Below are 13,524 nucleotides of genomic sequence, written 5' to 3'. Positions count from 1 at the left end.
TTAAAGTCCACAAAAATCGAAAAGTAAAGAATCAAACTCCTTGAACAGCGTGAGATGTCATCTGTAGTTGACGCACGTAATGGAATAGTCGAATTCAGCCATTGCCGATGAAAACGAAGAAGATCGTCTTTCTAATAAGGAATGCGGTGCGATTCCGAACAATATCTCCCTCGGCGTGTGCACGCCGGCGCCAATATGGTGAACAGATGCACGCTTTGGCGCTCTGCGAGAGAACCCAGCACAAAAAGTGGAAGACGTTTTCGTCCCGCACCGCCGTCAAACAGGCACTCTCGCATGCGTGCCGCGCAACCACTCTTCGAGCAGAGGCGGTGCCATCGGCCGTCCCAGCAGATAGCCTTGCAGCACCGGACACCCGTGGTCGATCAGGAACTGCCGCTGCGTTTCGGTCTCCACACCTTCGGCGACGACCTTGATATTCAGGCTCTCGCCGATGCGCAATACAGTCGATGTCAACGCTCGCGCCGAGTCGCTGTGATCGAGATCGCGCACGAAGCTTCTGTCGAGTTTCAGTTCATCGAGCGGCAAGCGGTGAAGATAGCCGAGGCTCGAATAACCGGTGCCGAAATCATCCAGTGACAGTTGCACGCCCAGCCGGTGAAGCTCGTCGATCATCAACAACACACCGGGCTCGTCGCTCAGCATCACGCTTTCGGTCATCTCGAGCGTCAGATCGCGCGGCTGCAATCCGTGCGCGAGCAAGGTCTGTGCAACGCGGTCGGCGAGCGTGCAATCGCGGAAGTCGCTGGCTGACAGATTGATCGACACACGCGGGATACTCACGCCTTGTGCACGCCAGGCAGCCAGTTGGCGGCACGCCCGCTCCATCACCCATTTGCCCAGCTCGCCGATCAATCCGCACTCCTCCGCCAGCACGACGAAGCGCACCGGCGGCACAGTGCCCAGTGTCGCGTGATTCCAGCGCAGCAGCGCCTCTACGCCGCTGAGCGTGTGTCCGTTCGCGGCATCGAATTGCGGCTGATACCACAGGTCGAGCAGATCGTGCTTCAGCGCAATGCGCAGGTCCGCCTCCAGCATGGCCTGCTCCTGAATGTTGCGGCTCATCTCTTCGCGGAAAAAACTGAAGCCGCCGCGGCCTTGCGCCTTGGCCTGGTACATCGCGATGTCTGCCTGACGCAGCAGCGTCAGCACGTCCCGGCCGTCTGCGGGATACATCGCGATACCGATGGTGGCGCTCGTATGGATCGACGCGCCGGCGACGATAATCGGCGGCGCAGCCGCGGCGAGCAGGCGCTTGACGATGCTCGTCGCCTGTTGCGCGCCACAATGCGGCAGTACCGCGACGAATTCATCGCCAGCGAGACGACCAAGCAGATCGCCGTCCCGCAGCACGGCTTTGAAGCGGCGGCCGGTCTCGCAGAGCACCTGGTCACCCGTTGCATGGCCGCGGGTGTCATTCACCCGTTTGAACCGGTCGAGGTCGATGAACAACAAGGCCAGATCGCTCCCGGCGCGGCGTGCATCGTTGACGAGTTGTTTTGCCTGAGCCTCGAACATATTGCGATTCGGCAAGCCGGTCAGCGTGTCGTGAAACGCCAGCTGATGGATGCGCATGCGTGCTTTTTCGCGCTCGAGCAGAAGTGCGCAAAGACTCAGCCCCATGTCCACGAGGCTCTGATGGAATGCCACCGGGCCGTGATTGTCGCGGTAGTAGAACGCGAATGTGCCGAGCACCGAACCGTCGGCGCCCTTGACCGGATACGACCAGCACGCCGCGAGTCCTAGCGGCTGCACCAGATGACGATAACCGGTCCACAACGGATCGCTGGCGATATCCGTCACCACGACCGGCGTGCCTCGCCAGGCGGCGGTGCCGCACGAGCCGGCGCAGGGGCCGATCGGCTCGCCGTCTATCGCGCGGATTGCCGCAGCGGGCAAGCGCGGCGCGGCCAATGTGAAGAGCCGCCCCTGATCGTCCACGCGCAGAAAAGTCGCTATGATTTCGGGCGCGATGCGCTCCACTTCGCGGCATAAGATTCCGGCGACCTCGGTCGCGGGCAATTCGCGCGCCATGGCATCGAGCACCTTTTGCTGGAGCTCCTCGCGCATTCTCGTCAGCGTGATATCGGTCAGCATCGCGAGCATGTTGACCGGCACGCCCGCGCTGTCCCTGACGACGGTGATGCCCGCGCTGATCCACAGCGGTGTGCCGCCCTTCGTGTACACGAGCAGGTCCTCGCGCAGCGACTCACTCGCCATCGGCGGCTGGCGCGCCATGGACTGCAAGCGTGCGACCGTCTCCAGGTTCGTGTGCAGACCGGTGAAGGGTTCGAAAAGGCGCTTGCTTTGGACTTCGGCAAGCTCATACCCCAGCATTCTCGTGAGGGCGCCGTTGATAAACGAAATCGTGCCGTCGAGGCCGGCCACGATAATCGCGTGATCGCTGCCGTTCAGCACCATCGAAAGTTGCTGCCATTCTTCGCGCTGACGCTGCTGATCCGTCACGTCCTTGATGAAAGCCGCGCGAAATGTGTGCCCATCAACTTTGAACGCATGCACCGACATCACGCCGCGCCGCGTTGCGCCATCGTTACGCTCGATCTGCAGGTCTGATGTGGTGCCGTCGACGTCGCCGGCCTGCGCAGCGTGGTCGGTCGATTGAAACCCTCGCGGCAGCAGCGCCACGGCATCGCGGCCGAGAACCGCCGCGGCGGTCAGACCCCACAGCGCTTCGGCCGCCGGATTGAAGAATCCAATCGTGCCGTTCTCGTCCACCAGCACGATCGCGTCCGGCATCTGTGCCAGCACCTGCACGAGAATTCTGGCTGTCTGAACTTGCGCCATCGTCTTCGTCCTTTGCCGTTCCTATCGTTCCCCAACTGGCACCGCTCTCGCCCGAATCCGCGTGTCGGCTTTGCGCCTCGCAGCCGGTCGACGGGGCGCCCCCGCGCCGCCGTTCAACGAGAGTAATGCAGCCGCGAAGAGAACGCCATAACGCATGCTGATAACCGGCAAAAGCGTTTACCCGAACCCTTCGAAGAAAATCGCGACGGCGTGCCCATTTTCTGCGTTCGCATAAGTGTGAAAACGAAAGTTCACGGACTCAACGATGACGGCTGAACCGGCTGCCAACGCTCTGGCCCCAACATTTGGATTCCGTGGCAGTAGGGGAAGGCATCGACAACTTGATGAACGAACCTGAGACCTTTGGTGTCATTTCACACTTGGCTTCTTTTCGCCACGGCCTATCTTGTGACGACGATTTCACCTGATCCCAACATTCTTCTCGTCGTTCGCAACACGGTTCGGTATGGCAGCGGTGGTATAGCGTCGACCATCGCTGGAAATCTGGCGGCTCAACTTGTGGTTGTCCTGTTGGTCGCGTTGGGGGTTGAGACGATTTGAGTAGCATTGCCCGCGTTGTTTGTCGGCATGAAGGTGGTTGGTTCTGCTTATCTTATCTATCTTGGCGTCAGGCAATTGCAGGGATCTACTCGCTCGGCGTGAAAAAGATCCACCATAAACTTGGCGCAAGCAAATGGGTCACCGTGAGAAACATCGAACTCGTCACGCAGGTCGCCCAGTTGAGACTCGCGTTCGCCACATTGAAGCCGGGCTTCGCAAGTTGCTCGGAGCTTTAGAAGACCCATTCGCAGAACACACTCACCAGCGTTACGGCGATGAGGCCGATCGCCGCGCCCGGGGTCGGCTCAAGCATGAACCCGACGATCACGCCGGCAAAAATGGCGAAGTACTACCGCGCATGTTAAGCAAGGCCTTCGGGAGCGGAAATGACCGCAATCACGACCACGATCACGACCACAAGAGGTGCAATGCCTTTCCAGAAAGCAGTCATGGATGCTCCCCTTGGCAACAACGTCCGATGTGCTATTGTTTATAAGACCTTTTGGGTGGTTTCGCCAGCGTGGCGCGAGTGCCGCGCAAGGACAGTGCGAGAAGATGGTTTGCCTGAGCATTGAAGGACGCCAACTCGAGGCCCCGGCCAATTGCTCGATCCTGCAGGCGTTCATCCATGCAGGCGAGACACTGGTCGAGGGTGTCGGCTGCATGGGCCAAGGGGTATGCGGCTCGTGCCGTGTCATGGTCCGGCGCAGCGGCGAGCAGGAGGTGAAAACCGAGCTTGCTTGCGAGACCCTGATCGAAGACGGTATGCAGGTCGCATTCCTCGATTACTTCACCACGTCCGCACGTCATGTCTATCGCATCGAAGACATCAGCGACAGTTGGCAGACGTTGCGCGCGATCTCCGAGATATTCCCCGAGGCGTCTCATTGCCGCCACTGCAACGGCTGCGATCGCGCATGTCCGAAGGGACTGGATGTCCAGCGCGGCGTGAGTCTCGCCGTGGACGGCCAGCTCACCGCGTCGGGCGCGGTGTTCGACGAATGCGTCATGTGTAACCTCTGCACGCTCGCCTGCCCTGAACATATCAGGCCGAATCATCTCGGCCTGTTCGTGCGAAGAACGGTTGCAGCGCTGACGCTGCGGCCGGCCAATCTCATGCGGCGTCTGCATCAGATCGAAAGCGGTGAGATGAAGATCGATTTCGATGCGCCGGGCGCGCAGCCGCCGCGCTGAGGGAATCGAAAGAACATGTCCATTGGCATTCCTTACGACGCAGCACGCAAGCGCTACCATCCCGGTGCAATGCCCTCGCTACGCAGCGACGCCATGTCCGTCGATGAACTGCTCAAGGGCTATCACCCTGACCACGGCAGCGACGCACACGTTGCACTGAGCGTCGGCGTGAATCGCGGCGCGCCCTGTCAGCGGGATCTCGCGCGCTATCTTCAAGCCAATGCGCTGATCGACGACGTCGACATCGCCGGCGCCCAACTCGTGACCACCGACGTGCTCGTGGTCGGCGGCGGAGGCGGCGGATGCGCTGCGGCGCTCACCGCGGCCAGGCAAGGCGCGCGCGTGATGCTCGCGACCAAGCTGCGGCTCGGCGACAGCAACACCGTGATGGCCGAAGGCGGAATCCAGGCCGCGATCGGAGAGGACGACAGCCCCCAACTGCATTTCGAAGACACGCTACGCGCCGGACACTTCTGCGGCGAGCCTGAACTCGTGGCGCAGATGGTGATGGACGGCCCTGATGTGATTCGCTGGCTGATCCAGCTCGGCATGATGTTCGACCAGGAGCAAGGGCAGCCCATCGGCGGCAACCTTCTGCGCAAAAAGCCTGGGGGCGCATCGGCCGCGCGCATTCTCTCCTATCGCGACTACACCGGCCTGGAGATGATGCGTGTGCTGCGCGAGGCGGTGGATCTCGATCCGGGCATCGATGTATGGAACCGCTGCCCCGTAGTCGAATTCCTGTCCGACGAGCGGGGGCGCTGCGCCGGGGCCGTGATCTACAACCTGGAATGGCGCACCTTCACGCTGGTGCGCGCGCATGCTGTGATCCTCGCGACCGGCGGCGCCGGACGGCTGCACCTCCATGCTTTCCCGACGTCCAACCACTACGGCGCGACCGCCGACGGCCTCGTGCTCGCCTATCGAATCGGCGCGTCCTTGCGCGAACTCGACTCGTTCCAGTACCACCCCACCGGCATCGCCTATCCGCCTCACCTGGTGGGCGGACTCATCTCGGAAGCGGCGCGCTCCGCCGGCGCCAGGCTGATCAATGGCGAGGGTGAGCGCTTCGTGGACGAACTCAAGCCACGGGACATCGTGGCATCGGCGATCCTGCGCGAATGTGCGCAGGGACGCGGAATCGAACGTGACGGCCGGATCGGCGTCTTCCTCGACACCCCGACGCTCGAACGGGAGAACCCCGGCATTCTGGAGAAACGCCTCGTGACGCTGCGCCATCTCGCGCACAAATGTGGTCACGATGCGGCGCAGGAGCCCTTCCTCGTCTACCCGACCCTCCACTATCAGAACGGCGGCGTCGCGATCGATAAGGACGGCACCACCAGCGTGCCCGGCCTGTATTGCGTCGGCGAGGTCACGGGCGGCATTCATGGACGCAACCGGCTGATGGGCAACGCGCTGCTCGATATCCTGAGCATGGGACGCCGTGCCGGAGCCTCGGCGGCGCAAACGCGGGGACGCGTCGTGGCGAGCCGCGCGGGCATCGGCCATGTTCACGCCTGGCAGCGGGAACTGACCTTGGCCGGTCTGCCTTTGCACGTGAAGGCACCGCAGCTTTTCCCGGACTACGCTCATTTCGATCTGCGAGTCGATGCCGGCCTGCGCGCGAGCGCGCATGCGGACCTGCCGATCGGCATCCGCTGATGCGATCCACGGAGCGCGACGATGCAAGCACTGAATCAGGTTCTGCTGAGAGACGATATCCGGGTCGGCGCGGACCTCGATGCCTGGCTTGCGCGCGGCGGCGGGGAAGGACTCGCCAGGGCGCTGCACGAGCCGGAAGCCATCATCGCCGAAATCGCCGAGGCGGATTTGCGCGGCATGGGGGGCGCCGGCTTCTCGACCCATCGCAAATGGACACCGGTCGCCGCCGCCCGTGAAGGCGACAAGTACATCATCTGCAATGGCAACGAAGACGAGCCTGGCACGTTCAAGGACCGCTTCCTTCTCGAACACACGCCGCATCAGGTGATCGAGGGCGCGCTGATCGCCGCGGCGGCTACCCGTGCGAACCACGTGGTTCTCTACGTCAATCCGCATCAGCCGCTCTCTCTCGCGGCGACGTGTCAGGCGGTGCAGCAGTGGCAACAGCACGCCTTGTTCGTTGCGCTCGAGCAGCGGGTCGGCGGCCCCGTGACACTTCGCGTCTTGCCCAGTTCCGGCTTGTATATCGGCGGTGAGGAAACCGCCGTGATCGCAAGCGTGGAAGGCGGATTTCCGTTTCCACGTCGCAAACCGCCTTTCCCCGCCGAGGCGGGCGTGCATGGCGTGCCGACCATCGTCAACAACACGGAGACACTCGCGCACGTACCGGGGATTCTGCGCCATGGCGCACAGTGGTACCGCGATCTCGGCATAGGGAACGCAGCCGGAACCAAGCTGTACTCGCTCTCGGGCGATGTCCTGCATCCCGGCCTGTACGAATTGCCCATGGGGACGAGCCTCGCGTCGCTCGTCTTTCAGCATGGCGGCGGCATGTTGCAGGGCAAGGAATTCAAGGCGGTCTTTACGGGCGGCCCCTCCAATACCTTGCTGACGAAGCGCGACCTCGACGTGGCGCTGGACTTCGACTCGGTGCGGCAACGCCATTCGCGTCTCGGGACCGGTGCGATGATCGTCGTATCGGAAGGCAGCAGCATCGTGCGCAAGGTCGCCGAATACGTGTGCTTCTTTGCCCAGGGTTCCTGCGGGCAGTGCCCGCCCTGCAAAGGCGGGACGTTCCAGCTGATGCGGCTTCTCAACCGGCTCGATACCGGTCGCGCCGTGCGCGCCGATCTCGAGGCGTTGGAGAATTTATGCCGGATCCTGCCGGGCAGCGGACGTTGCGGTTTGATCGACGGCGCGGTGACGGTGGTGGAAAGTTCCGTCAACCAGTTCCGGGAAGAGTATGAGGCGCTTCTGATGGCGTAGACCGAAATCAGACTTGACGTCGTGCTGCCGTCTTAAACAAAAGCAGCATTCCAAAGTGGTGCCGCCGTTCGCGGAACGCGTGGCCAAAGCAAGGTCAGCAGGGTGATTGGGTCCGCACGAAAAAACAATTGATAACAGTTGCCTGACAGATCCGGCCATCCGACCTAATCTGATAGCGGGAGGTCCAAACGAATCCCGGGATAGGACGATTACCGAGTCCCCTTACCGCACGCGCACCACGCCGTCATTACGGCACTTCACTACCCGGCCGCCACTCACCTGGCTGACCGTTCGTCCCTCAACGATCAATTCACCGCCTGACAAATCGAACAGGGGAGTTGCCATGACGACATGGATTGCACGACTGCTGAGTGCCAGCCTCGTCGTCGGCTTGTTGGGGGGCTGTCACAAGAAAGCGGATGAGCAACCTCAGGCGCAGGTTCAGGCTCCGGCAGCCTCGGCGGCAGCCCAACCCGCTGCCCCGGCCTCGGCAGCGGCGCCCGCACCGCCACTGGCCGCCTCGGCCGCTCCAGCTCCAGCGTCCGAAGCCCAGCCTCAGGCTCGGCAATACCCGCCCGAGGAACTCGAAGCACTCGTCGCACCGATCGCACTCTATCCCGATTCACTGCTGTCTCAGGTCCTCATGGCGTCGACGTATCCGCTCGAAGTCGTGCATGCCGCACGTTGGGTCAAGGAGCATCCGGACCTCAAGGGCGACGCTGCGGTGAAAGCGGCCCAGGACCAGCCGTGGGACGTCAGCGTCAAGTCGCTGGTTGCATTTCCTCAAGTCCTGGTGCCGATGAACGAGAAGCTTGACTGGACCCAGAAGCTCGGGGATGCGTTCCTCGTCCAGGAAAAGGATGTGCTCGCCGCCGTGCAGCGATTGAGGGTCCGCGCGCAACAAGCCGGGAACCTGACGACGAACCCGCAACAGAAGGTGATTGTCGAACCGCCCGCGGCCGGCAACCAGGGCGGGCAAGCGGCTCAAAACGCACAACCCGCTCAAGGCGGGCAAGCGGCTGCGGCGCCGCAGAATATCGTGCGCATCGAACCCGCCGACCCGCAGGTGATCTACGTGCCCTCCTACAATCCGACGACCGTGTATGGCGGCTGGAGCGCTCCGGCCTACCCGCCGACCTACTGGCCGCCGCCTCCGGCGTACTACCCTGGCGCCGCCCTCGCTAGCGGACTCGCATGGGGGGTGGGGATCGCCGCTGCGGGGGCGATCTTCGGCAATGCCAACTGGAACAATGGCGACGTCAACGTCAACGTGAACCGGGCGACGAACATCGACCGCAACTTCGACCGCACGAAGGTAGAGAGCGGCAAGTGGCAGCATGACGCGCAGCACCGGCAAGGCGTCGCCTATCGCGACACTGCGACACGCGAGAAGTACTCGCGCGGCGTACAGGGCGCCGACGCACGCAGCGACTATCGCGGCCGCACCGGCGCCGCGGCCGAGCGCACCAGCGTGGCCGATCGAAGCGCGACGGGCAACCAGGGAGCCGCCAACCGCACGGAACGCGCGAATAACGCGAATGCTGCGAACCGGGCCGGTGGTGCGAATGCCGCCGGCTCAGGCAACCGGGCCGGCACGGCGGAGCGCGGCGGCGCAGCCGGTAATCGCGCACAGACGGCCGACCGTAACGCCGCAGCCGGCAATCGCGCACAAACAGCCGACCGTAACGCCACAGCCGGCAATCGCGCTCAAACGGCAGACCGTAACGCCACAGCCGGCAATCGCGCTCAAACGGCAGACCGCAACGCAGCAGCCGGCAATCGCGCTCAGGCTTCAAATCGAAGCGCGGCAACGAGTGAGCGCACCCAAACGCCCGCTCGTGCCAGTGCAACGACCGCTCAGGCCGCGCCCAGGGGCGGCGGCTACTCGGGTGGGGGGCGCGACTCGGCATTCCAGGGCGTCGGCGGAGGCGCGGCCGCGCAGCGCGACGCCAGTCGCGGGCGAGCGAGCGTGCAGTCCTCAGGCTTTAGCGGTGGTGCGGGTGGAGGTGGAGGCGGAGGCGCACGCGGCGGCGGTGGTGGCGGCCGGGGCGGCGGCGGGCGGCGTTAAGGAGAACAACCATGAAGAAGGGACTACCGGGTATCAGGTTCGCGCTCGCTGGGTTCGCAAGCTCGATGACCCTCTTGCTGGCCCTCGGCCTCGCATCGACGCCGGTGATGAGCGCGCAGAAGTTCTTCCAGACGCCTGAAGCGGCGATGAACGCGTTCGGAACGGCAGTGACCAACAACGACCAGGAAGAACTGAAGGCATTACTCGGTGACGATTTCCGCCGTGTGATTCCGCCGATGGGGGCAGAGATCCGAGACAAGTTCCTGAGCGCGTGGCAGACATCCCATTCGATTCAGGCGACCGACAGCGACCATGCCCTGATCGCAGTGGGTCACGACGGCTGGACTCTCCCCATTCCGCTTGTCAAAACGTCGCAGGGCTGGCAACTCGACATGCGCGCGGGCGCTGATGAAATGCGTGTTCGCCGCATCGGACGGAACGAGCTCGCCGTGATCCAGACGATGCTCGCCATCTACGATGCCCAGCGGGACTACGCATCGACCTATCACGACGGCAACAAGGTCTACGTCTACGCCGACAGGTTCGACAGCCGGCCGGGCAAGCACGACGGACTCTACTGGCCGACCGCTCCCGACGCGGCACCGAGCCCCCTTGGGGCCGCCTTCATGGCCGCTGGCACCCGCAATACGACGGAGGCCGGCTACTACGGCTATCACTACAAGCTGCTCCGCGCACAGGGTAAGCACACGCCGGGCGGTGCGTACGATTACATGGTGAATGGCCGGCTGTTCGGCGGTTTCGCCGTCATTGCCTGGCCGGCCCGTTACGGGGAGACAGGCATCAAGAGTTTCATGGTGAGCCACGACGGCAAGGTATACGAACGGGACCTGGGCCGGGACGGCCCGAAAAAGGCTGCGGCAATGACGTCATTCGATCCGGGACCAGGGTGGGAGACAGTGCCTCCGTGAGTGCACGCATTGCCGCTGGAGACGCGGCAACCGGCAGGCTCTTTTTCAGAAGCCCCCGCCCTATAAGGGCGGGTTGCCGATGGCTGAGCGTTCAAAGGAACAGCTGCATCGGGCAGTCCTTTTTCTTCAACGCGCTTGTGGTCGAAAACAGGCTGCAATGTCTGTAGCCGCTTCACGGGAGGTCATACCATGTCTAAAGCGGCCCGTCGCTTCAGCGGCCTGGTAGTCGCCATGCTTCTAACTGCTTCGACCGGCGCGTCCTGGGCGACGGAGCAGGCACAGCAACGCCGCGCCGGGCGTGATGTTCGCCAGGATACCCGCCAGGGCTCGCGACACACGAAACAGGATTGCGGCGCCGCCAATCAGCAAAGCAACTCGCAATGCCGGCAGGACAAGCGGCACACCAAGCAGGGAGGACGGCAAACAGCCCGGGATATCAAGTATTGATGGCCGGGCTGATCTATCCATCATGACGATTCATCCCGTCGTTTGATGTTTCCTCAGATACCCGAGACTCCCTACCCACGACGACTTTTTCAATAGAGTCGCCGCGCCCGGCCTTTGGAGCCAGCGCAGGCGTAGCGATGCTGCCGCTCGGCCGGTCCAGCGAAATTCAGTTCCGACAGGGCCAATGACGGCCCCCACAGGTATGCGTAGAATTCAGAAAGCGCAGAAATCCCGCCCACGCCCGATTCAAAACCATCGATCCCCGCTCCGGCGCCCACGCCGCACGCTCTTCGCTACATGACCGACCTCTTCAGCTCCACCCCACGTGCGCCGCTAGCCGAACAGCTTCGCCCCGAGTCCCTCGACGAAGTCGTGGGTCAGTCCCATCTGCTGGGTGCAGGCAAGCCGCTGCGGCTCGCGCTCGATTCGAACCGGCTGCACTCGTTCATTCTCTGGGGCCCACCGGGTGTGGGCAAAACGACGATCGCGCGGCTTGCCGCGAAGGCGTTCGATCATGAGTTCATCGCCGAATCGGCGGTCGCCGCCGGCGTCAAGGAGCTCAGGGAGGCCGCCGCGCACGCGCAGCAGGTGCTCGACCACCATGGCCGCTCGACGGTTCTGTTCCTCGATGAAATTCATCGCCTCAACAAGAGCCAGCAGGACGCGCTGCTTCCCCATGTGGAAGTGGGCCGCCTCACGCTGATCGGTGCGACGACGGAGAACCCGAGCTTCGAGGTCAACAGCGCGCTGCTGTCGCGCGCACAGGTGTATGTGCTCAAGCCGTTATCCGATCGCGAGTTGTGGGAGCTGTTTGCGCGCGCCCGTCCCCGTTTGGGCGAACTGGCGTTCGAGGACTCCGCTGTCGAAGCGATCATCGGATTCGCCGACGGCGACGGTCGGAAATTCCTGAACCTGCTGGAGCAATTGGTCAACGCGGCCACGGCGGCACGCATCAAACGTATCGACAGCGACTTCGTCGGGACGGCGTCCGCCATCACCACGCGACGTTTCGACAAAGGCGGCGAAGCGTTTTATGACCAGATTTCGGCGCTGATCAAATCGGCCCGCGGCTCCGATCCGGATGCCGCGCTGTACTGGATGGCGCGCATGATCGATGGCGGTGTCGACGTGCGCTATCTGGCCCGCCGCATCATCGTGCTGGCGAGCGAAGAAGTGGGCAACGCGGACCCGCGGGCATTGGAAGTTGCCGTGAACGCCGCTCAAGCGTATGAACGCCTCGGCTCGCCCGAGGGCGAACTTGCGCTGGCGCAAGCCCTCGTCTACGTCGCGGTGGCGCCGAAGTCGAATGCGGTCAGCGTCGCGTGGCATCAGGCGTTGAGTTTCGTGCGTGCCGACCGCACGCGTGCGGTTCCGCTGCATTTGCGCAACGCGCCGACGCAACTGATGAAGGACCTCGGCTACAAGAAGGACTACCGCTACGCTCATGACGAACCGGATGCGTACGCAGCGGGAGAAAAGTACTTTCCGGAGGACATGCCCGAGCAGCGGTGGTATCAGCCGGTACCACGGGGCCTCGAAAGCAGGATTGGCGAGAAGCTCGTTCGGTTGCGCGAACTCGATGAGCAGGCGCGCGATCTGGAGAAGGGCTAGTGCGGGTGAATGAAACCCGGCGTGAGTGCGGCAGAACGCCGGGGAAAATCCCAGAACCTTTAGCAGCGTGATGCCGGATCTGGAGTTTGGGCATACCGCATTCAAACTGTAGCGCGAAAGTGTCGCCAACAATGGCAAGCCGGCCGGCTATGTCGGCTTGCGCACCCGCGACGCTTTCGCCGCACTCGTTTGCCCGTTTGAAAGCGCATTGCGCATATAACGATGCGTGCAAGGGCGCTTCCGATGCAAAAGCATCTGCAGGCAATGCGCAATGAGTCAGCGCTGGAAAACGGTGATTAACTCATGAGCGGATCGGGATTGAACAAAGCGCGCTCACCGCATGAGAGTAGAGATTAAATAACGCGCTTATCGTCCCGACGTATGCGCCCGCAGAAACGCCACATAACCATTCTGCGTCTTGAGGATCTTCTCGGCGCACTCGTCATAATCCGAACCCTTCGCGCCGTCCGCTCCGTACATGCCGCGGCACTGTGCAAAGAGCGTAAGCGTCGCACCCGCGCCTTTCACATCGCGGCTCGCTGAAAATGCGGCGTCGCCCGAGCCGGAGGGTACGTCGGTTTCGATCGCGACCGCGTCCGCGCGTCTCACATGCGTGTCGGAATGCTGCTCGATGTAGCGTTTGGTCAGCGCCCACGCCGTGTCGCAGTTCTCCGCATCACAATTGACCGTCGCATTGCGCTGGGCAGCAGCCAGGCTGGTTTCGTTATGGAGAAATTGCTCGGCTTGCTTCGCCTGCTTTTCAGGCGACGAGCAACCGGCGAGTACAAGCGCAACAAGCACAGAAGCAGCGATCTTTTTCACGAGTCAAACCTCTTAAGCCACGTTCGAGCGCGATTATAGCTGTGCGCCGGAAGTGGTCGCCGGTTCGCTTGCACGCTTTGCGCGAACGTTAGCGAACGCTCAGCGCAGGAAGAACGGCCACCCATCGCACGCATTGGA

9 protein-coding genes and 1 pseudogene are annotated in these 13,524 nt (G+C 62.9%); 8 read left to right on the top strand and 2 right to left on the bottom strand.

Features of this window, described 5'->3' with window-relative positions; all coding sequences use genetic code 11:
* Window positions 1-276: 276 nt before the first annotated feature.
* Window positions 277-2,823, bottom strand: a complete 2,547-nt coding sequence (locus tag PQQ53_RS03450) for a sensor domain-containing protein (RefSeq protein WP_408323299.1) — start codon at window positions 2,821-2,823, stop codon at window positions 277-279.
* Between the two features lie 366 nt (window positions 2,824-3,189).
* On the opposite strand from PQQ53_RS03450, the pseudogene PQQ53_RS03445 reads away from it, so the two are divergent.
* From PQQ53_RS03445 to PQQ53_RS03410, 8 genes and pseudogenes are all read left to right on the top strand, one after another.
* Window positions 3,190-3,483 (top strand): annotated as a pseudogene (locus PQQ53_RS03445) (LysE family translocator); the annotation flags it as partial.
* Window positions 3,484-3,939: 456 nt separating this feature from the next.
* A complete protein-coding gene (locus PQQ53_RS03440) occupies window positions 3,940-4,578 on the top strand; it encodes a 2Fe-2S iron-sulfur cluster-binding protein (protein WP_408323298.1) in 639 nt (212 codons plus the stop codon).
* 15 nt (window positions 4,579-4,593) lie between these two features.
* Window positions 4,594-6,243, top strand: a complete 1,650-nt coding sequence (locus PQQ53_RS03435) for an FAD-binding protein (protein WP_408323297.1) — start codon at window positions 4,594-4,596, stop codon at window positions 6,241-6,243.
* Between the two features lie 21 nt (window positions 6,244-6,264).
* On the top strand, window positions 6,265-7,509 hold the full coding sequence (locus tag PQQ53_RS03430; protein WP_408323296.1) for an NADH-ubiquinone oxidoreductase-F iron-sulfur binding region domain-containing protein: 1,245 nt from the start codon (window positions 6,265-6,267) through the stop codon (window positions 7,507-7,509).
* A 343-nt stretch (window positions 7,510-7,852) separates the two neighbouring features.
* Complete coding sequence (locus PQQ53_RS03425) at window positions 7,853-9,577, top strand: DUF3300 domain-containing protein (protein ID WP_408323295.1); 1,725 nt, start codon at window positions 7,853-7,855, stop codon at window positions 9,575-9,577.
* 11 nt (window positions 9,578-9,588) lie between these two features.
* A complete protein-coding gene (locus tag PQQ53_RS03420; protein WP_408140976.1) occupies window positions 9,589-10,506 on the top strand; it encodes a DUF2950 domain-containing protein in 918 nt (305 codons plus the stop codon).
* 189 nt (window positions 10,507-10,695) lie between these two features.
* Window positions 10,696-10,953 (top strand): hypothetical protein, encoded by a 258-nt coding sequence (locus PQQ53_RS03415; protein WP_408140974.1) that lies wholly within the window; start codon window positions 10,696-10,698, stop codon window positions 10,951-10,953.
* A 297-nt stretch (window positions 10,954-11,250) separates the two neighbouring features.
* Window positions 11,251-12,564: a replication-associated recombination protein A gene (locus PQQ53_RS03410; protein WP_408140972.1), complete on the top strand. Its 1,314-nt coding sequence runs from the start codon at window positions 11,251-11,253 to the stop codon at window positions 12,562-12,564.
* 366 nt (window positions 12,565-12,930) lie between these two features.
* On the opposite strand, the gene PQQ53_RS03405 is transcribed toward PQQ53_RS03410, so the two are convergent.
* Window positions 12,931-13,386 carry an META domain-containing protein gene (locus PQQ53_RS03405; RefSeq protein ID WP_408140970.1) on the bottom strand — a complete coding sequence of 152 codons (456 nt, stop codon included), beginning with the start codon at window positions 13,384-13,386 and terminating at the stop codon, window positions 12,931-12,933.
* Window positions 13,387-13,524 lie beyond the last annotated feature (138 nt).

Origin of the sequence: Paraburkholderia strydomiana (genome assembly GCF_046030495.1) — a bacterium.
Taxonomy (GTDB): domain Bacteria; phylum Pseudomonadota; class Gammaproteobacteria; order Burkholderiales; family Burkholderiaceae; genus Paraburkholderia; species Paraburkholderia strydomiana_A.
Note: the sequence above shows the minus strand (reverse complement) of the source record. Positions and strands in the feature narration are given on the sequence as shown.